The sequence below is a fragment of the Mycobacterium sp. E2479 genome (genome assembly GCF_001667925.1).
Taxonomy (GTDB): Bacteria; Actinomycetota; Actinomycetes; order Mycobacteriales; family Mycobacteriaceae; genus Mycobacterium.
The window spans coordinates 114,747-133,778 of the sequence record NZ_LZJR01000093.1; the positions used below are offsets into that span (position 1 = coordinate 114,747).

Consider the following 19,032-nt stretch of genomic DNA (forward strand, 5'->3'; position numbering starts at 1 on the left):
ATCCAGACCATATTGTGGGGCTCATCCGAGTCGGGGAGGTTCATATGACAACTACGGTTGACCACCCCTTGTTCGCGCGGATCTGGCCAGTCGTCGCCGCCCATGAAGTCGAGGCGATCCAGGCCATGCGCCGGGAGAACCTGGCCGGGCTGCGCGGCCGGGTACTGGAAGTGGGCGCAGGAGTCGGCACGAACTTCGCCCACTACCCGGGGTCCGTCGAGGAGGTGGTCGCGATGGAGCCTGAGCCGCGGCTGGCGGCCCGGGCCCGTGAAACCGCCGAGGCGGCGCCCGCCCGCGTTGTCGTGACCGGCGAGACCGCCGAAACGTTCAGCGGCGCGGAGCCGTTCGACGCGGTGGTGTGCTCGCTGGTGTTGTGCTCGGTGCGCGACCCGGGCGACGTGTTGCGGCGCCTGTACTCGTTGCTGCGGCCGGGCGGGGAGTTGCGCTATCTCGAGCACATCGCCAGCGCCGGTGTGCGGGGCCGCTTTCAGCGTCTTGTCGATGCGACGCTGTGGCCGCGGCTCTTCGGCAATTGCCACACTCACCGGGATACCGAGCGCTCGATCGTCGAGGCGGGATTCGAAGTGCAGACGTCGCGGCGGGAGTTCACGTTGCCGTCCTGGGCGCCGATGCCGGTCTCGGAGGTCCTACTCGGCCGCGCGCGCCGGCCCTGACCGGCCGTCTCGTCAGTTCAGCAGGGCTGGTAGCCGCTGCAGCAGGCCGGGCAGAGCCTGGCTGGCCGTCTCGCGCATGCTGATCGTCGCGCTGCCCGACAACGGGGTCACCTCGGGATTGACCTCGATGACGGCGGTGCCGCGGGACAGCGCCAGTTCGGCCAGCCCGGCCGCCGGATATACGATCGCCGAGGTCCCGACCACCACCATCACGTCGGCGGTTTCGGTCGCCTCGACGGCGCGCTGCCAGGGCTCGTCGGGCAGTTGTTCACCGAACCACACGATGTCGGGCCGGATCAGGCCGCCGCAGTGACACACCGGGGGATCCACCTCCAGCGCCGGCTCGGGCATCGCGGGCAGGGCGCCCGAGTAGTGCGTACCGCAACGCGCACAACGGAATTCGAAAAGGCTGCCGTGTAGATGATGAACCGAGTGGCTGCCAGCGCGCTCGTGCAGGTCGTCGACGTTCTGGGTGATGACGCTGACCTGAGCGTCCTCCTGCCAGGCGGCGATGGCGCGATGGCCCGCATTCGGTTGGACGTCGGCGACCAGGTAGTGGCGCCACAAATACCAGCCCCAAACCCGCTGAGGGTTGTCGCGCCAGCCCTGGGTGCTGGAAAGCTCGTAAGGGTCGAAGCGTGCCCACAATCCGTTCTTGTCATCACGAAAGGTCGGCACTCCGCTTTCCGCGGAGATCCCCGCGCCGCTGAGCACCGCTACTCGCATGCCACCAACATAGCCGGGAGTGGGGGATACTGGACGGGTGGAGCTGGGTGACTGGTTGAAGGTCGACATGAAGGCGGGCAAGCCGTTGTTCGACCAGCTCAGGACGCAGGTCATCGAGGGAGTCCGGGAGGGCGCCCTACCGCCCGGCACCCGCCTGCCTACCGTTCGGGATCTGGCCGGCCAGCTCGGCGTCGCCGTCAACACGGTCGCGCGCGCCTACCGTGAGCTGGAGACCTCCGCCATCATCGAAACTCGCGGGCGTTTCGGCACTTTCATCGCCCGCTACGACCCGACCGACGCCGCGATGGCGGCCGCGGCCCGCGAGTACGTCCGGGTTGCGCGCGGGCTCGGCTTGGACAAGAACGACGCAATGCGCTACATCGAAGCGGTGCCCGACGAGTGACGGATGCCCGACGGGCATGGAAAATCCTTGGCGCGCAGACCGTTCGATAGCCGCGGCTCAGCGCAACACCTTCTCCAGCGTGCGCAGGTTGCGCGTCGTGGTCGACGACTTGTACCGCGGCTTGCCCATAGTCTTGCCGATGCTGCTGTCCAGCGTGCTGCCCTTGGGCACCTGCCAATAGAGCACGCCGTCGCCGCGGCGGATTTTCTCGTCGCAACCCGCGCCCTTGCCCAGCGCGGCAAGCTCGTCCAGCACGGGCGGGTCGGCGACGAACGTGACATAGGACTGATAGCCGTCGAGCTCACGCTCGAACGGGTACGCGTCGACCACGGCGCGCACCGTGCCCAGGTCATAGGCCAGCACCCATGCGTCGTAGCCGAACCGGGCGCGCAACGTGGCTTCGGCCGTTTTGCGCACCGACGCCACACCGGCGGTCGATTCCAGCAGCACGTTGCCGGTCGCCAGGACGGTCCGGACCTCGGTGAACCCCGCCTCGGTGAGTGCGGTCGCCACCTCGGCCATCTTGAGGTTGACGCCCCCGACGTTGACGCCACGCAGGAACGCCACGTACTTGGCCATGCCCCGATTCCACCAGGTCGACTTGACAACCTATATGCCGGGCCGCCCCGGCCACGCGCGACGTACGCTTTCGTCATGGGACGCCAAGTCTTCGACGACAAATTGCTGGCCTTGATCAGCGGACATTCTCTCGGGGTGCTGGCCACCATCAAGCGCGACGGGCGGCCGCAGCTCTCGAACGTGAGTTACCACTTCGATCCGCGCAGCATGGCGATCCAGGTTTCCATCACCGAGCCGCGCGCCAAGACCCGCAACCTGCGTCGGGACCCGCGAGCCTCGATTCTGGTCGACGCCGACGACGGATGGTCCTACGCCGTCGCAGAGGGCACCGCCGAGCTGACACCCCCGGCCGCCGCGCCCGACGACGACACCGTGGAGGCACTGATTGCGTTGTATCGCAATATCGCCGGCGAGCACCCCGACTGGGACGAATACCGGCAAGCAATGGTCACCGATCGGCGGGTACTGCTCACGCTGCCGATCTCGCACCTGTACGGCATGCCGCCGGGGAAGCGGTAGCCGCGCGGCCTACCGAACCGTTTGGGCAAACCCGGGCTAGGCTGCCCCGTATGGCTGAATCGAATGCCCGGCAGGGTTCGAAGTCGTCAGAGTCTTCGGGCGCCGCTGGATCGCCCGGGTCGGACGAGGACACCAAGCGCAAATTCCGCGAAGCCCTGGACCGCAAGATGGCGAAATCGTCGAACGGATCCGACCATAAGGGCGGCGCCGCCAAGCAGTCGCGGGCGCACGGCGCGGTGGGAAACCGCCGGGAATTCCGCCGCAAAAGCGGCTGACGACCGCTGGCTCTTGGCAGCCGATTATGTTGCTTTCCAATGCTTTTGCAGCTGTATCCCCAGTTCAACCGGCTGCGAGCCGACGACAGCTCAAATTTCCGGCATTGTGAACAAGCCGATCGAAGGGTCCGCCTGGCCGGGTTTACCGCGCAGGCTTCCCCGGGTGCTGGGATGTTCGAAGTTCACCTGGGATGGGTCGTTTCGGTATGCCCAGTCCGCCACGATGGTGCGTTGGCTGAACTTCCAGCGGCCGTTGTGTTTGCTGTATGCGTCCAGATATCGCCCGCCGATGATGACGTCGATGTCGTGCTCGGGACCGGCGAACGTGTGGAACACCAGGCAGTAGATCTCACCGCGGGCCGTGTCGCCTTCGACCGCAAAGTTCGTTGTGGTGATGTTGTGTTGGGAGACACGCACATACGGCTCCGCGGCGACTAGTTGCGCGATGAACTGTTCGACGCCGCCGGTCGAAAACGAGCCGTGCGAATCGGTCGCCTCGGGGTGGTACAGGGTACGCAGCGTGTCGTAGTCGGCACGGTCGACGGCCCGGCAATATGCCGCGACGAGCTGATGGAGCTCGTCGCGGGCCAGCATCAGTGCCAACCTGCCCTCATCCACCACCACGCCACGATAACGCGGACATTGCTGGTGAGTAGTCTTGCGACCAACGGGTCCCCGGCCCCAGGGTGCTGCGCGGAAGGAAGATCGATGAAACTTTGCCTCGCTCAAGATTCCGAGGCCGATAAACTGCTGGACGAGAATCCATTGGCCTTGCTCATCGGGATGGTTCTGGATCAGCAGGTCCCCTTTGAGACGGCGTTCGCCGGACCGAAGAAGATCGCGGACCGGATGGGCAGCTTCGATGCCGCCGAGATTGCGGAGTACGACCCGGACAAGTTCGCCGCCCTGTGCTCGCAAAGGCCTGCGATACATCGCTTTCCGGGGTCGATGGCCAGGCGCATCCAGGCGCTGGCGCAGATCATCGTGGACCGCTACGACGGCGACGCGGCCGGGTTGTGGACTTCCGGCGATCCCGACGGACGCGAGCTGCTGCGCCGGATCAAGGGATTGCCCGGATTCGGGGACGTGAAGGCGCAGATCTTTTTGGCACTGCTGGGCAAGCAGTACGGCGTGACGCCTAAAGGTTGGCGCGCGGCAGCGGGGGACTTCGGTAAGGCCGGTGCGCACATATCCGTCGCAGACATCGTCGATGCCCAGTCGATGGGGAAAGTGCGCGCGTATAAGAAGCAGATGAAAGCGGCGGCCAAAGCGGCGAAGTAGGAAGTAGAAGGTCCGCAGAAGGGAAGGGCGACAACGTGAAGACACACATAACGTGTCCGTGCGGCGAAGCCATCGTCGGCAAGGATGAGGACGAACTGGTCGAGTTGACCCAAGCTCACCTCGCCAGCGTCCATCCTGGCCTTGAGTACGACCGCGACGCCATCCTGTTCATGGCGTACTAGCGCGGCACCCGCCCGACGCGAATGCGCGTGCCCCCGCCGGGGGACACGCGCATTCGCAGGCGACGAGACGGTGGCCGCGCCGGTTTGCTACGGCACCACCGTCGAGCCGATGGTGGGCAGGAACTGGCACTGCTTTTCCTTCGTGGTGACCTGCCCGAATATCGTCGACATGACGCTGCCAGAGCCCGTGTCGGCGATCGCGCTCAGCGTTGTCGGCCCGTCCGGGTTGATGTCCGCGCGCGGCTTGAGCGCGACGGTCCCGGACTTGCCGGTGGTCAGGTTCACCCAGGTGACGTTCAGCGGCAGCTTCTGCACCTCGGCGGGTCCGGGCGTGCCGACCGCGGTGAAGACGTAGGCGGTCTGGCCGGGCCCGGGGCCGGGGAGCGGAATTTTGGCCGGCCCCGCGACCGACAGCGCGGTGGCGATGACATTGGTGCCGTCCGCCAGGCAGTTGGTGCCGATCGAGGGGTACATGAAGTCTTGCGTGGGCGGCGTGTCAACGCCGAACCCCGGAGCCGCCGCCGCGGGAGCCGCCTCCGGTGCGGGTGCCGGAGCCGGTGCCGGGGGTGCTTCCGGTGCGGGAGGGGCGGCCGGTGGTGCCGCTGCCGGCGCCGGTGGTGCCGGGACCGGCGCGGCGACGGGGACATCGGCCGGTTGGGCGGGACCCGGTGCCGCGGGTGCCGCGGCGGGTGCCGGCCCGGCCGCGTGCACTGGGTCGATACCGGCCGGCAGGTGTGCATCGGGCGCCGGGGGCGCAGCTGGCGCTGCCGCCGGAGGCGCCGCGGGCGCCGGGCCGGCCGCGTGAGCCGGGTCAATCCCGGCCGGCAGGTGGCTCTGCAAACCGGGTTCTATCCCTGTCGCGGGCACGTGCTGCGACGGCGCGCCGGGCTCGGCGACGAACTGATTGACTGCCGCCGCAACGTTTTTGGACTCACTGGGTGTGCTCGGGTTATGGGCGAAGGCCTGCGCCGCGGCCATCAGCAGCTGGGTCGCTTGCTGCGGGTCGGTGGCTGCCTGCTGGATGAGCGGGCTCAGCTGCGACAAGGCGGGCAGACCCGGCAGCCCTGGGGCCGCATTCGGTTGCGGTATCGGCTGCGGCGCCGCCGGGTCGGCTGTCGCGCTCGGGCAGAGCCCGAACGCGACAGCCGATGCCGTGACGAGCGCGGCCAAACCTTTGGACAGATTCCAAGTGGTTGCCACGGTGTCCTCCGGTTCTCAGTGGTGGTTTAGCCGTCTACAAACGGGTCAGGGCAGGGCGGCCAGTAAGGGCGCGACCGGGCTCGCTGGGCTGGCAGCCGGCGCGGGTGCGCTGGGCGCGGCCGGAGCCTGACCCGAAGCGAGCGCCGGCAGATCCTGCGGGAGCGTCACTTTCGGGGGAACACTGACCGGCAGGCCGGCCGGCATCGCCGGCATGTTGACCTGCGCCTGCGGCAGCTGCGGGGCGGGCGGGGCGGCCGGTGCCGCCGGTGCCGACAGCCCCGGGATCGCCGGCAGGCCCGGGATCGACGGAGCGGCCGGAGCGGCCGGAGCGGCGGGAGCCGCAGCCGCCGGCTGCGCACCCGTCAGGCCCTGGATCATCCCCGGAATGCCGCCGGTCGCCGTCGATGGCGCGGCGGGGGTCGCCGACTGCGCCAGCCCCGGAATGGAGGGGCTAGCCGCCGGGGCCGCGGCGGTGGCCGCCGGAACACCCGGGAAGCTGATGCCCGGGGTCACCGGAGCGGCCGGCGGCGTGGCGCCGAGTGCGGTCGCGAGGTTTTGCAGAATCTGCGGCGCGTTGGCCGCCGAACTGATCAGCTGTTGCGGGATGTTCGGCACGGCCGGGGCCGGTACGGGATCGGCGTGGGCGATACCGCCCGTCAATAGCGCTGCGGACGAGCCGACCACGACGGCGGCTGCACGCATGTAAGTCCAGATGGTTGGCATGACTCTCCCTGATTGATCGATTACAGGTCCGGCGCTGAAGTTACTTTGATGCAGATGGGACTCAAGTGACACGTGTGGCATTTATAGACTCGTTACGGAGACGAGTGAGATCGGTGACCGAACACCTGAAATAAGCGCCGCATCGGCCCTTCAAGGACCGGCGGGTGACCGATGGCGCTGCGGCGCGTGCCCCGCTCGCTAAAGTCGGGCGGATAGACACCACCTCGGCCGCTCCGGCGGCACCCAAGCCCCAGCGGTTGGCGAGCGCCCTTCAGGTGGCCGCGCCGATGCTGCTTGTCGCGAGCATCGTTGCGCGGTTGGCCTGGACGTATCTGGCTCCCAACGGCGCGAACTTCGTCGACCTGCACGTGTATCTCGGCGGGTCCGCCGCCATCGACCATCCCGGCACCTTGTACAGCTACGTCTACGCCGACCAGACGCCGGACTTCCCGCTGCCATTCACCTACCCGCCGTTCGCGGCCGTCGTCTTCTATCCGCTGCACCTCGTGCCATTCGGACTCGTCGCCTTCCTTTGGCAGATCGCGACCATGGCCGCGCTGTACGGTGCGGTCCGGCTCAGCCAGCGTTTGATGGGCGTCGCGGCCGGCGCCGAGGGACGGCGGGTCGCGATGTTGTGGACGGCGGTCGCCATCTGGATCGAGCCGCTGCGCAGCACATTCGACTACGGCCAGGTCAACGTGTTGCTGATGACCGCGGTGCTGTGGGCGGTGTACACCACGCGGTGGTGGCTGTCGGGCCTGCTGGTCGGAGTGGCGGCGGGAATCAAGTTAACCCCCGCGATCGCGGGCCTCTATTTGGTCGGAGCCCGACGATGGGGTGCGGCGGCGTTCTCGGCGGTCGTTTTCGTTGCCACGATTGGCATTTCGGTGTTGGTGGTCGGCGATCAGACGGGTTTCTACTTCACGGAGCTGCTGGGCGACGCCCACCGTGTGGGCCCCGTCGCCACCTCGTTCAATCAATCCTGGCGAGGCGGCATTTCGCGGATCCTGGGCCACGACGTCGGCTTCGGTCCACCGCTGGTGGCCGCCGTCGTCGCCAGCGCGGTGCTGGCCGTGCTGGCCTGGCGCGCCCTGCACTCCTCGGATCGGCTGGGCAGGCTGGTGGTGGTGGAGTTGTTCGGGTTGTTGCTCTCACCGATTTCCTGGACCCATCACTGGGTGTGGCTGGTGCCGCTGATGGTCTGGGCGATCCACGGCCCGGTGCGCGAGTCGCGTGGCGCGCGGATAGTCGGCTGGGGCTGGCTGGCTCTCACCCTGATCGGCGTGCCCTGGTTGCTGAGCTTCGCCCAGCCAAACATCTGGCAGATTAGCCGTCCCTGGTACCTGGCGTGGGCAGGCCTCATCTACATCGTGGCGACAATAGCGACGTTGATCTGGATCGCGGCAAAGCGCAGCCGAGAGACCGTAGCGCAGGGGCTGGCCGCGGTCTAGTTGTCGACGATGCCGTTGATGTCGCGGGCCATGTCGATGTCGTTTTTGGTGATCCCGCCCTCGGAGTGCGTGACGAGTGCGAAAGTCACTGTCCGCCAACGAATATCGATATCCGGGTGATGGTCCTTGCTCTCCGCGTGCTCGGCCACCCTGCGCACCGCATCGATGCCGGCAAGAAAACTCGGAAATTTGATCGAGCGGCGCAGGACGCCGTCGGCGCGCTCCCATCCGGTGAGATCGGGCAGTGCGGCGTCTACTTGCTCATCCGTTAACACAGCCATGCCTCGACGGTATACCGTCACTGGCCACGCCGTCGGAGATGAATTTCGCGGCTGACCAACGGATGGGGATCAACCCCGGACGTGCGGCCCTCCCAACGGAGTGGTCATTCACGAGGCAACAGCGGGACCCGGTGTCTGATTTTTCTGATCCAGCTGCACCACGACGCTTGCCTCCGGCGGGTTATTGCGTTCCTGGTATGCCGACTCGAGGATCTCCGGAACCCGTTGGAGGTCGCGGGCGACGCCCATCAGTTCTTCCAGGATCATGATTCGCTGCTGATTGGCCTCGGCCAGCGTGTTGCGGGCCTGCTCATCGGACTGACGAACTCTCTGTTTGGCGTCGGCGAGGAGTTGTTCACGCGCATGCTGGGCCTCCTGCCACGCCTCATCGATCGACGATTGGGCTTCAGCACGCATCCTGGCGAGTTCGGCGTCGAACTCTTTTCGGGTTGCCGCACACTCCGCCTCCAGCGCTTTTCGCTGCGCGGCGATGTCCGCCAGCAACTCCCGGTGCTCTCGTTGGGCGGCCTCGGTCTCGGCCTCGGCCTCGGCGATCAGCGCGTCGACCTCAGCGCGCGACTCGTTCTGCATCTGGGAAATCTCATCGAGGGCACGCCGCAGCAACTTCGCCATCCGATGCTGCATCGCGTAAGGCGACGGCGAGGTGTCCGAGAGGACGGCAACCTCGTCCTTGAGGCAGGCCACTTCAATCCGCAACGCGGCCGCTTCATCGCTGGATTCGTTTCGCTGCGCCCTGAGGTTCTGGACCTCGTCTATCAGGAACTTCTGCTTGGCGAGCAATACCTGGATGTAGGCATCGACCGCAGCTGTGTCGTAGCCCTTGAAGGTGCGGGCGAACGTCTTTGCGGGTTCTGTGTTCATTGCCAACCCCCATTTTTGGAAGTGCCGATAGAGACAGTGATCGACCAGAGCCGAGTATCCCACGGTGGCGCTCAAACCGTAAGAGAGATGCTGTGCTGCAATGGAATTCGATCCACATCGCGAGGATTTGATGTCAATCAACCGATGTTGGTCCGCGCGAGCTTTGGGCGTCGCGCCCAGCCGAGGGCCCCGACGGTATACGGTCACTGGCCATGTCGACCCAGATCGTCGTCGCGGGCGCCCTGATCTGTGACTCCAAGGTCTTGGTGGCACAGCGCGCCCGTCCGCCTGAGTTGGCCGGCCGCTGGGAACTGCCCGGGGGCAAGGTCGCGCCGGGTGAAACGGAGCGCGACGCGCTGGCTCGCGAGCTGGCCGAGGAGTTGGGCCTGGCGGTCGGCGACGTCGCGGTGGGTGACCGGCTGGGCGACGACATCGCCGTGGACGGCCGGTTCACGCTGCGGGCCTATCGGGTGCGCCTGATCCGAGGCGAGCCCGACGCCCGTGATCATCGGGCGTTGCGCTGGATTACGGCGGCTGAGCTGCACGATCTCGACTGGGTGCCGGCCGATCGTGGCTGGGTGGGGGACCTTGCCCAGGCTCTCTAGGAGCTATCTCATAACAATTCCACAGACTTCCCGCAGCTTATGTACAGCCGCGTTGCAGGTCTTCGCGGTGAACTGAATAGAACAATATGACTTGTAATAACGACGCCACACCAAGCTGCCCTGAATGTGCGTGCCGACAGCGAGCCGAATACTTTGTCAAATCTTGCCGTCGCGGCCACCGTGCCGGGCCGGGTCGCTCAAGGTGCACAAAAACCGATGCTCATGACGCCTTTTCCGCCGCGCGGCGGACCCGATTTCGCGGTCGATTCGGACCTATGCTGGTGCTATATCGCCCTCCAGCCCGCGGGCCTGAACTGCCGACCGTCAAGCCGATCCGAGCTGGTGCGCGCGGGGGATCACCGGGCTGATTGCCAATGCACAGGGAGCTGCATGAACGGCACGGCGACGAGGCGCGACACTACCGAATAGGAGGAGCACTTCTTGACTGCCACACCTCACATTGGCGGAGTGCTCGAGGAGCTCTTGGAACGCAGTGGGCGCTTCTTTACGCCTGGCGAGGTCTCCGCCGACCTGCGCACGGTCACGCGGGAGGGTGGCCGTGAAGCCGACGTGTTCTACCGCGACCGTTGGAGCCATGACAAGGTGGTTCGCTCTACGCACGGGGTGAACTGCACCGGATCGTGCTCGTGGAAGATCTACGTCAAAGACGGGATCATCACCTGGGAGACCCAGCAGACCGACTACCCGTCGGTGGGCCCGGACCGGCCCGAGTATGAGCCGCGCGGCTGTCCCCGTGGGGCATCGTTTTCGTGGTACAGCTACTCGCCGACCCGCGTGCGCTACCCGTACGCCCGGGGTGTGCTGGTTGAAATGTATCGGGAGGCCAAGGCGCGGCTGGGCGATCCGGTGCTGGCATGGGCCGACATCCAGGCCGATCCCGAACGTCGTCGCCGCTATCAGCAGGCCCGTGGGAAGGGCGGCCTGATTCGGGTCACGTGGGCCGAGGCCACCGAGCTGATCGCCGCCGCGCACGTGCACACCATCAAAACCTACGGACCGGATCGCGTCGCCGGATTCTCCCCGATCCCGGCGATGTCGATGGTGTCCTACACCGCCGGTTCGCGGTTCTTCGAGCTGATCGGCGCCCCGATGACGTCGTTCTACGACTGGTATGCCGACCTTCCGGTCGCCTCACCACAGGTGTTCGGCGACCAGACCGACGTGCCCGAATCCGGGGATTGGTGGGACGCAGCGTATTTGATGATGTGGGGCTCCAACGTCCCGATCACCCGCACGCCTGACGCGCACTGGATGGCCGAGGCGCGGTACCGCGGCACCAAGGTGGTGACTGTCAGCCCCGACTACGCCGACAACACCAAGTTCGCCGATGAGTGGATGCCCTGTGCGGCCGGGACCGACGGGGCGCTGGCCATGGCGATGGGCCACGTCATCCTCTCGGAATGCTATGTGCACAAGCAGGTTCCGTTCTTCATCGACTATTCCCGTCGCTACACCGACCTGCCGTTCCTGATCAAGCTGGAAGAACGCGGCGACATGCTGGTGCCTGGAAAAAACCTGACCGCGGCGGATCTGGGGGAAGCCGTCGAGAACGCGGCGCTCAAGCCCGCGGTGCTGGACGAAACGACCGATTCGGTTGTGGTGCCGCACGGCTCGCTGGGATTCCGGTACGGCGAATCGGGCGTCGGAAAGTGGAACCTCGACCTCGGCGACCTGATGCCGGCACTCAGCGTGCGAGACGCCGGTCGCCGTAACGGTGATGACAGCAGCGCGCTGGTTCACCTGCCCAGCTTCGATACCGTCGACGGCGAGGGAACGACCGTGGCGCGCGGTGTCCCGGTACGCCGGATTGGTAAGCACCTGGTGTGCACCGTCTTCGACCTGATGCTCGCCCAATACGGTGTGGCGCGGCCCGGGCTGCCCGGCGAATGGCCCGCCGGCTACGACGATGCCGCCCAACAGAACACCCCGGCGTGGCAGGAGGCGATCACCGGAGTGTCGGCCGCACAGGCCATCCGGGTGGCAAGGGAATTCGCGCACAGCGCCGAGGAGTCCGGCGGCCGCTCCATGATCATCATGGGTGGCGGCATCTGCCACTGGTTCCACAGCGACGCGATCTACCGTGCCGTGCTGGCACTGTTGATGCTGACCGGGTCGATGGGCCGCAACGGCGGTGGCTGGGCTCACTATGTCGGCCAGGAGAAAATACGTCCGCTCACCGGATTTCAGACGATGTCGATGGCAACGGATTGGGTGCGTCCGCCACGACAGGTGCCCGGTGCCTCGTACTGGTACGCGCACACCGACCAATGGCGTTACGACGGATACGGTGCCGACAAACTGGCCAGCCCGGTGGGCCGGGGCAGGTTTGCCGGCAAGCACACCATGGATCTGCTGGCGTCTTCGGTGGCAATGGGGTGGAGCCCGTACTACCCGCAGTTCGAACGATCCAGTCTGGACATCGCTGACGAGGCGCGTGCCGCCGACCGCGATATCGCCGACTACGTCGCCGAGCAGCTGGGCCAGCGCAACCTCAAGCTCGCCGTGACCGATCCCGACAACCCCGCCAATTGGCCGCGGGTGCTTACCGTTTGGCGTGCCAATCTGATCGGCTCGTCTGGCAAGGGTGGCGAATACTTCCTGCGCCATCTGTTGGGAACCGACTCCAATGCTTCGGCGCTGCCGGCGGAGGATGGGGTGCGGCCGGTCGACGTGACATACGACGGGGACATCCCCGAGGGCAAGCTCGACCTGATGATGTCGATCGACTTCCGGATGACGTCGACGACGCTGGTGTCCGATATCGTGCTGCCCGCGGCAACCTGGTACGAAAAGGCCGACATTTCCAGTACGGACATGCACCCTTACGTGCACGCGTTCAGCGCGGCAACCGATCCGCCGTGGGAAACACGTTCGGACTTCGACGCTTTCGGCGCCATCGCTCGTGCATTCAGTGCCATGGCCAAGAACCACCTGGGCACCCGCACCGATGTGGTGCTCACCGCGCTCCAGCACGACACACCGGATGCGATGGCGTATCCCGATGGCACCGAACAGGATTGGCTACACTCCGGCGCGACGCCCGTGCCGGGGCGGACGATGGGCAAGCTCACCGTGGTAGAGCGGGACTACACCGCAATCTACGACAAGTGGCTCACCCTGGGCCCGCTCGTCGACAAATTCGGCTTGACCACCAAGGGCGTCACGGTGCATCCCTTCCGGGAGGTAGAGGAGCTCGCCGCCAAATTCGGCGTCCTGAAATCCGGTGTGGCAGCCGGACGCCCGGCTATCACCACCGCCGCACGGATGGCTGACGTGCTGCTGCTGCTGTCCGGAACGACCAACGGACGACTGGCGGTCGAGGGCTTCCACGAGCTGGAAAAGCGCACCGGTCAACGGCTGGTGCATCTGGCCGAGGGCAGCGAAGACAAGCGCATCAGCTACGCCGACACCCAGGCGCGGCCCGTTCCCGTGGTCACCAGCCCGGAATGGTCGGGCAGCGAAACGGGCGGTCGTCGCTACGCGCCGTTCACCATCAACATCGAGAATCTCAAGCCGTTCCACACCCTGACCGGACGGATGCATTTCTATTGTGCGCACGACTGGATAGAGGAGCTCGGCGAGCACCTGCCGGTGTTCCGGCCGCCGCTTGACATGGCGCGCCTGTTCGGCCAGCCGCAGCTGGGCCCAACCGAGGACGGCATCGGACTCACCGTGCGTTACCTGACGCCGCACTCGAAATGGTCGTTCCACTCCACCTATCAGGACAACCTGTACATGCTCTCGTTGTCCCGCGGCGGACCGACGATGTGGATGAGTCCGGGCGACGCAGCCAAAATACAAGTGCAGGATAACGATTGGGTCGAGGCGGTGAACGTGAACGGCATCTATGTGTGCCGGGCGATCGTCTCGCACCGGATGCCCGACGGCGTGGTCTTCGTCTACCACGTCCAAGAGCGCACCGTGGACACGCCGCGTTCCGAAACGAACAACAAGCGTGGCGGTAACCACAACGCGCTGACCCGGGTGCGCATCAAGCCCAGCCACTTGGCCGGTGGCTGCGGGCAACATGCGTTCGCGTTCAACTACCTGGGGCCGACCGGTAACCAGCGCGACGAGGTTACCGTCGTGCGCCGTCGCAGCCAGGAGGTGCAGTACTGATGCGCACCAACGCGACGCGGGCGGGGGGACCGCGATGAAGGTCATGGCGCAGTTGGCGATGGTGATGAACCTCGACAAATGCATTGGATGTCACACCTGTTCGGTCACCTGCAAGCAGGCGTGGACCAACCGGCCCGGCACCGAGTACGTCTGGTTCAATAACGTCGAAACCCGTCCGGGGCAAGGATATCCGCGTACTTACGAAGACCAGGAGAAATGGCGGGGCGGCTGGATCCGCGACAAGAAGGGCGGGTTGCGGCTGCGCGACGGCGGCCGCCTGAACAAACTGCTGCGGATCTTCGCCAATCCAAAGTTGCCCCTCATCGGCGACTACTACGAGCCTTGGACCTACGACTACGAGAACCTGACCACCGCACCCGCGGGCGACACCTTCCCGACGGCCGCACCTAAAAGCCTGATAACCGGTGAGCCGATGAAGATCTCGTGGGGACCGAACTGGGATGACAACCTGGCCGGGTCACCGGAGATCCTGGCCGAGGACCCGATCCTGAAGAAGGTCAACGAAGAGGTCAAACTCTCGCTCGAAGAAACCTTCATGTTCTACCTGCCCCGCATCTGCGAGCACTGCCTCAACCCGTCCTGCGTGGCGTCGTGCCCGTCGGGCGCGATGTACAAGCGCAGCGAGGACGGCATCGTGCTGGTCGACCAGGACCGCTGCCGCGGTTGGCGGATGTGTGTGTCCGGATGTCCTTACAAGAAGGTCTATTTCAACCACAAGACGGGCAAGGCCGAGAAGTGCACGCTGTGCTACCCGCGGATGGAGGTCGGCCTGCCGACCATCTGCTCGGAGACATGCGTGGGGCGGTTGCGCTATCTGGGCGTGGTCCTCTACGACGTCGACCGGGTGCTGGAAGCGGCGTCGGTGGAAAAGGACACCGACCTTTATCAGGCGCAGTGCGAAATCCTGCTGGATCCCAACGACCCGGCCGTCATCGCCGGTGCGCGGGCCGAGGGAATCCCTGACGAGTGGATCGAGGCCGCGCAGCGCTCCCCGATATACGCGCTGATTCACACCTACAAGGTGGCGCTGCCGCTGCATCCGGAATACCGGACCATGCCGATGGTTTGGTACATCCCGCCGCTGTCGCCGGTGGTCGATGCGGTCAGCCGCGACGGCCACGACGGGGAAGACATCGGCAACCTGTTCGGCGCGCTGGACGCGTTGCGGATCCCGATGCAGTACCTGGCCGAACTGTTCACCGCCGGCGACACAGCCGTGGTCGAAGGGGTGCTGCGACGACTGGCGGCGATGCGCTCCTACATGCGCGACATCAACCTGGGTCGCGAAACCCAGCCGCACATCCCGCATTCGGTCGGCCTGACCGAAGAGGAGATCTACGAGATGTACCGGCTGCTTGCCATCGCCAAATACGAAGAGCGCTATGTCATTCCGACGGCCTTCGCGCCGCAGGCCCGCAACCTCGAGGAGATGGGCTGCTCGTTGACGAATGACGGCGGCCCGGGCATGTACGAGTCGGATCCGGTGCCGGTGTCCGTGGAAACCTTCCACACGCTCGAGCAGCGCGGTGACGATCCCGGAAACACGCGTCCGTCGACGCGGGTGAACCTGCTCAACTGGGACGGCGGCCAGGTGCCCGCCGGAATGTTTCCCGAAGAGCGGCAGCGATGAAGCTGCTCTCGGCGCTCCGGGAGCGCTCCACCAACAGGGCGATCCAGGATCGCCTGGTGTGGCAGGCGGCGTCGCTGCTGCTCGCCTACCCGGACGACGCGTTGGCGGAGCGGCTGGATGCCGTCGACGAGCTGATCGGCCACATCAGCGGTCCGCCGGCGACGTTGCTCGGTCAGACGCTCGCGGCGCTGCGGGCTTGCGAGCCGATGGACGCCGCGATGGATTACGTCGCCACGTTCGACATGCGTCGGCGCTGCACCATGTACCTCACCTACTGGACGGCGGGGGACACCCGCAACCGAGGCCGGGAGATGCTGATGTTCGCCACCGCCTACCGGGACGCGGGTGTACAGCCGCCGGGCGGCGAGGCGCCCGATCATCTGACCGTGGTGCTCGAATTCGCCGCCACCGTCGATCCCGAGGTCGGCCGGCGACTGCTGGACCAGCACCGTGTGCCCATCGATGTGCTGCACGGCGCCCTGGCCGAAGCCGAGTCGAAATACGAGCCGACGGTAGCGGCGGTCTGCGAGACCCTGCCCGCCGCAACCGATCAGGACGTGCGTCGCGCCGAGCGGCTGGCGAAAGCCGGACCACCGGCGGAAGCCGTTGGGCTGCAACCCTTTACCCTGACCGTGCCACCACGCAAAGGACCGCCAAGTGTTTAGCAACGTCCTGTTCTGGGACATAGCGCCCTACGTCACGCTGTCGGTGCTGATCGTGGGCACGTGGTGGCGCTACCGCTACGACAAATTCGGCTGGACCTCGCGGTCCTCGCAGATCTACGAATCGCGGCTGCTGAGCGTCGCCAGCCCCATCTTTCATTTCGGCATCCTCGCGGTGTTCGCCGGACACGTGGTCGGGTTGTTCATCCCGCCGAAGGTCACTCAGATGCTGAAGATGAGCGACCACTTCTACCACATGCAGGCGGTTGTCGCCGGGTCGATCGCCGGCATCGCGACGCTGATCGGCATCGCGCTGCTGATCTACCGGCGGTTCACCCGCCCGGCGGTGACCATCGCCACCAGCCGCAGCGACAAGGTGATGTATGTGGTGCTGGTGCTCGCGATCCTGGTGGGCCTGTATTGCGATCTCATCGGGACCGGGCCGCACGGCGGCGAGTTCCACTATCGCTACACGGTGGGTTTGTGGTTCCGCCGAATCTGGATCCTGCAGCCGCACGGCGAGGTGATGGTCAACGCGCCGCTGGACTACCAGCTGCACGCCCTGATCGGCATGGTCCTGTTCACCCTGTGGCCATTCACCCGGCTGGTGCACGCGTTCAGCGCCCCGGTCGTCTACCTGTTCCGGCCCTACATCGTGTACCGCAGCCGCGAGGCGGCGGACAAGGGCGAGCTCGTCGGTACGGCGCCGCGCCGGCGGGGCTGGTAAGCGTTCGTCCTGCTTTTTGCGGGTGCGGCTAGGGCGGCGACACGCCGAGCGCGCTCCCGACACCGTCGGCGTCCGAGGGCGCACGGTCACCCGCCGGTTCGCTATCCGGGGGCCCCGCTGCCACAATCACCGACGTGCTATTTCGCAACGTCGCCATCGTCGCCCACGTCGACCACGGAAAGACCACCCTGGTTGACGCGATGCTGCGGCAGTCGGGCGCGCTGCACCATCGGGGTGACGACACCCAGGAACGCATCCTGGACAGCGGTGATCTCGAGAAAGAAAAGGGCATCACCATCCTGGCCAAGAACACCGCGGTCCACCGTCACAACTCGGACGGCACCGTCACGGTGATCAACGTCATCGACACGCCCGGCCACGCCGACTTCGGCGGCGAGGTTGAGCGCGGGCTGTCCATGGTGGACGGGGTGCTGTTGCTGGTCGACGCGTCCGAGGGACCGCTGCCGCAGACCCGGTTCGTGCTGCGCAAGGCGCTGCAGGCGCATCTGCCGGTGATCCTTGTCGTCAACAAGACCGACCGGCCCGACGCGCGCATCAGCGAAGTCGTCGACGCCAGTCACGATCTGCTACTCGACGTCGCCTCGGACCTCGACGACGAAGCCGCCAAGGCTGCCGAGCACGCGTTGGGCCTGCCGACGCTGTACGCCTCGGGGCGCGCCGGCGTTGCGAGCACAGAACAACCGGCCGACGGCGCCGTGCCTGCCGGTGAAAACCTGGACCCGCTCTTCGACGTGTTGATGGAGCACATCCCGCCGCCGTCGGGCGATCCCGAGGCGCCGCTGCAGGCGTTGGTGACCAACCTGGACGCGTCGGCGTTCCTCGGCCGGCTCGCACTGATCCGCATCTACAACGGCAAGTTGCGCAAGGGGCAGCAGGTGGCCTGGATGCGCGAGGTCGACGGATTGCCGGTCATCACCAGCGCCAAGATCACCGAACTACTGGCGACCGAAGGGGTCGAGCGCAGCGCCACCGACGAGGCGATCGCCGGTGACATCGTGGCGGTGGCCGGGCTGCCGGAGATCATGATCGGCGACACGCTGGCCGATCCCGACCACGCGCACGCGCTGCCACGCATCACCGTCGACGAGCCGGCGATCTCGGTGACGATCGGCACCAACACGTCGCCGCTGGCGGGCAAGGTCTCCGGCCACAAGCTGACCGCCCGCATGGTCCGCAACCGCCTCGACCAGGAACTGGTCGGCAACGTGTCCATCCGGGTCGTCGACATTGGCCGGCCCGACGCCTGGGAGGTGCAGGGCCGCGGCGAGCTCGCGCTGGCGGTGCTGGTCGAGCAGATGCGCCGGGAAGGTTTCGAGCTGACGGTGGGCAAGCCGCAGGTGGTGACCCGGACGATCGACGGCAAGCTGCACGAGCCGTTCGAGGCGATGACGATCGATTGCCCCGAGGAGTTCGTCGGCGCGATCACGCAGCTGATGGCCGCTCGCAAGGGCCGCATGGAGGAGATGACCAACCACGCGGCGGGCTGGGTCCGGATGGACTTCATCGTGCCCAGCCGGGGCCTGATCGGCTTTCGCACCGACTTCCTCACCATCACGCGCGGCACCGGTATCGCCAACGCCGTGTTCGACGGCTACCGGCCGTGGGCGGGAGAGATCCGGGCCCGGCACACCGGCTCGCTGGTATCCGACCGCGCGGGCACCATCACGCCGTTCGCGCTGATTCAGCTCGCCGACCGCGGCCAGTTCTTCGTCGAGCCCGGCCAGGACACCTACGAGGGCATGGTGGTCGGAATCAACCCGCGCGCAGAGGATCTCGACATCAACGTCACCCGGGAGAAGAAGCTCACCAACATGCGGTCGTCGACCGCGGACGTCATCGAGACGTTGGCCAAGCCGCTCGAGCTCGATCTCGAGCAGGCCATGGAATTCTGCGCGCAGGACGAATGCGTCGAGGTGACCCCGGAGATCGTGCGGGTGCGCAAGGTCGAGCTGGACGCCACCTCCCGGGCCCGCAGCCGGTCGCGCGCCAAGGCCCGGGGTTAAGACCGGGTGGTCGGGCGGGCCGCTGTGCAGTTGCTCGATACCCTGAG

20 protein-coding genes are annotated in these 19,032 nt (G+C 66.3%); 13 read left to right on the forward strand and 7 right to left on the reverse strand.

Translation table 11 applies throughout. The features are described 5' to 3' along the window. Positions 1–44: 44 nt before the first annotated feature. Complete coding sequence (locus A5686_RS14420) at positions 45–674, forward strand: class I SAM-dependent methyltransferase (RefSeq protein ID WP_067935200.1); 630 nt, start codon at positions 45–47, stop codon at positions 672–674. 12 nt (positions 675–686) lie between these two features. On the opposite strand, the gene A5686_RS14425 is transcribed toward A5686_RS14420, so the two are convergent. Further along, positions 687–1,400 carry an NAD-dependent deacylase gene (locus A5686_RS14425; RefSeq protein WP_067935203.1) on the reverse strand — a complete coding sequence of 238 codons (714 nt, stop codon included), beginning with the start codon at positions 1,398–1,400 and terminating at the stop codon, positions 687–689. A gap of 37 nt (positions 1,401–1,437) precedes the next feature. Here A5686_RS14425 and A5686_RS14430 point away from each other — a divergent pair, with 37 nt between their 5' ends. After that, positions 1,438–1,803 carry a GntR family transcriptional regulator gene (locus A5686_RS14430; protein WP_067935206.1) on the forward strand — a complete coding sequence of 122 codons (366 nt, stop codon included), beginning with the start codon at positions 1,438–1,440 and terminating at the stop codon, positions 1,801–1,803. A gap of 57 nt (positions 1,804–1,860) precedes the next feature. On the opposite strand, the gene A5686_RS14435 is transcribed toward A5686_RS14430, so the two are convergent. Further along, positions 1,861–2,382 (reverse strand): DUF1697 domain-containing protein, encoded by a 522-nt coding sequence (locus A5686_RS14435; protein ID WP_067935208.1) that lies wholly within the window; start codon positions 2,380–2,382, stop codon positions 1,861–1,863. A 75-nt stretch (positions 2,383–2,457) separates the two neighbouring features. Here A5686_RS14435 and A5686_RS14440 point away from each other — a divergent pair, with 75 nt between their 5' ends. Together A5686_RS14440 and A5686_RS14445 are read left to right on the forward strand one after the other, a co-directional pair. After that, complete coding sequence (locus A5686_RS14440) at positions 2,458–2,901, forward strand: PPOX class F420-dependent oxidoreductase (protein ID WP_067935211.1); 444 nt, start codon at positions 2,458–2,460, stop codon at positions 2,899–2,901. A 50-nt stretch (positions 2,902–2,951) separates the two neighbouring features. Beyond that, positions 2,952–3,176: a DUF5302 domain-containing protein gene (locus A5686_RS14445; RefSeq protein ID WP_067935213.1), complete on the forward strand. Its 225-nt coding sequence runs from the start codon at positions 2,952–2,954 to the stop codon at positions 3,174–3,176. Positions 3,177–3,266: 90 nt separating this feature from the next. Here A5686_RS14445 and A5686_RS14450 read toward each other — a convergent pair whose 3' ends face one another. Then, positions 3,267–3,800, reverse strand: a complete 534-nt coding sequence (locus tag A5686_RS14450) for a nuclear transport factor 2 family protein (RefSeq protein WP_067935216.1) — start codon at positions 3,798–3,800, stop codon at positions 3,267–3,269. 84 nt (positions 3,801–3,884) lie between these two features. Between A5686_RS14450 and A5686_RS14455 the strand changes: the two genes are divergently transcribed. Further along, a complete protein-coding gene (locus A5686_RS14455; RefSeq protein WP_067935219.1) occupies positions 3,885–4,457 on the forward strand; it encodes an HhH-GPD-type base excision DNA repair protein in 573 nt (190 codons plus the stop codon). A 35-nt stretch (positions 4,458–4,492) separates the two neighbouring features. Next, positions 4,493–4,639, forward strand: a complete 147-nt coding sequence (locus A5686_RS14460) for a hypothetical protein (RefSeq protein WP_003875447.1) — start codon at positions 4,493–4,495, stop codon at positions 4,637–4,639. An 87-nt stretch (positions 4,640–4,726) separates the two neighbouring features. Here A5686_RS14460 and A5686_RS14465 read toward each other — a convergent pair whose 3' ends face one another. Next, a complete protein-coding gene (locus tag A5686_RS14465; RefSeq protein ID WP_067935222.1) occupies positions 4,727–5,839 on the reverse strand; it encodes a hypothetical protein in 1,113 nt (370 codons plus the stop codon). Between the two features lie 45 nt (positions 5,840–5,884). Further along, positions 5,885–6,562 carry a hypothetical protein gene (locus A5686_RS14470; RefSeq protein WP_067935225.1) on the reverse strand — a complete coding sequence of 226 codons (678 nt, stop codon included), beginning with the start codon at positions 6,560–6,562 and terminating at the stop codon, positions 5,885–5,887. Between the two features lie 164 nt (positions 6,563–6,726). Between A5686_RS14470 and A5686_RS14475 the strand changes: the two genes are divergently transcribed. Then, the gene (locus A5686_RS14475; RefSeq protein ID WP_067935228.1) at positions 6,727–8,013 is read left to right on the forward strand and encodes a mannosyltransferase; all 1,287 of its coding nucleotides are present in this window, start codon (positions 6,727–6,729) and stop codon (positions 8,011–8,013) included. Here A5686_RS14475 and A5686_RS14480 read toward each other — a convergent pair. Further along, positions 8,010–8,294 (reverse strand): 4a-hydroxytetrahydrobiopterin dehydratase, encoded by a 285-nt coding sequence (locus A5686_RS14480; RefSeq protein WP_067935231.1) that lies wholly within the window; start codon positions 8,292–8,294, stop codon positions 8,010–8,012. The two genes, A5686_RS14475 and A5686_RS14480, sit on opposite strands and share 4 nt — an antisense overlap. Positions 8,295–8,402: 108 nt before the next feature. Beyond that, on the reverse strand, positions 8,403–9,176 hold the full coding sequence (locus A5686_RS14485; RefSeq protein ID WP_067935233.1) for a cell division protein DivIVA: 774 nt from the start codon (positions 9,174–9,176) through the stop codon (positions 8,403–8,405). A gap of 212 nt (positions 9,177–9,388) precedes the next feature. Between A5686_RS14485 and A5686_RS14490 the strand changes: the two genes are divergently transcribed. The 6 genes from A5686_RS14490 to typA all read left to right on the forward strand — a co-directional run bounded on the left by A5686_RS14490 (position 9,389) and on the right by typA (position 18,985). Then, positions 9,389–9,781: a (deoxy)nucleoside triphosphate pyrophosphohydrolase gene (locus tag A5686_RS14490; protein WP_067935237.1), complete on the forward strand. Its 393-nt coding sequence runs from the start codon at positions 9,389–9,391 to the stop codon at positions 9,779–9,781. A gap of 441 nt (positions 9,782–10,222) precedes the next feature. Continuing rightward, positions 10,223–13,921 (forward strand): nitrate reductase subunit alpha, encoded by a 3,699-nt coding sequence (locus A5686_RS14495; RefSeq protein WP_067935241.1) that lies wholly within the window; start codon positions 10,223–10,225, stop codon positions 13,919–13,921. 34 nt (positions 13,922–13,955) lie between these two features. Then, positions 13,956–15,572 (forward strand): nitrate reductase subunit beta, encoded by a 1,617-nt coding sequence (gene narH, locus A5686_RS14500; protein ID WP_067935243.1) that lies wholly within the window; start codon positions 13,956–13,958, stop codon positions 15,570–15,572. Next, positions 15,569–16,237: a nitrate reductase molybdenum cofactor assembly chaperone gene (gene narJ / locus A5686_RS14505; RefSeq protein WP_067935246.1), complete on the forward strand. Its 669-nt coding sequence runs from the start codon at positions 15,569–15,571 to the stop codon at positions 16,235–16,237. Before narH ends, narJ begins: the two co-directional genes overlap by 4 nt. After that, the gene (gene narI, locus A5686_RS14510; protein WP_067935248.1) at positions 16,230–16,961 is read left to right on the forward strand and encodes a respiratory nitrate reductase subunit gamma; all 732 of its coding nucleotides are present in this window, start codon (positions 16,230–16,232) and stop codon (positions 16,959–16,961) included. The genes narJ and narI overlap by 8 nt, the downstream gene beginning before the upstream one ends. A 134-nt stretch (positions 16,962–17,095) precedes the next feature. Beyond that, the gene (typA, locus tag A5686_RS14515; RefSeq protein ID WP_067935250.1) at positions 17,096–18,985 is read left to right on the forward strand and encodes a translational GTPase TypA; all 1,890 of its coding nucleotides are present in this window, start codon (positions 17,096–17,098) and stop codon (positions 18,983–18,985) included. The last annotated feature ends 47 nt before the right edge of the window (positions 18,986–19,032 follow it).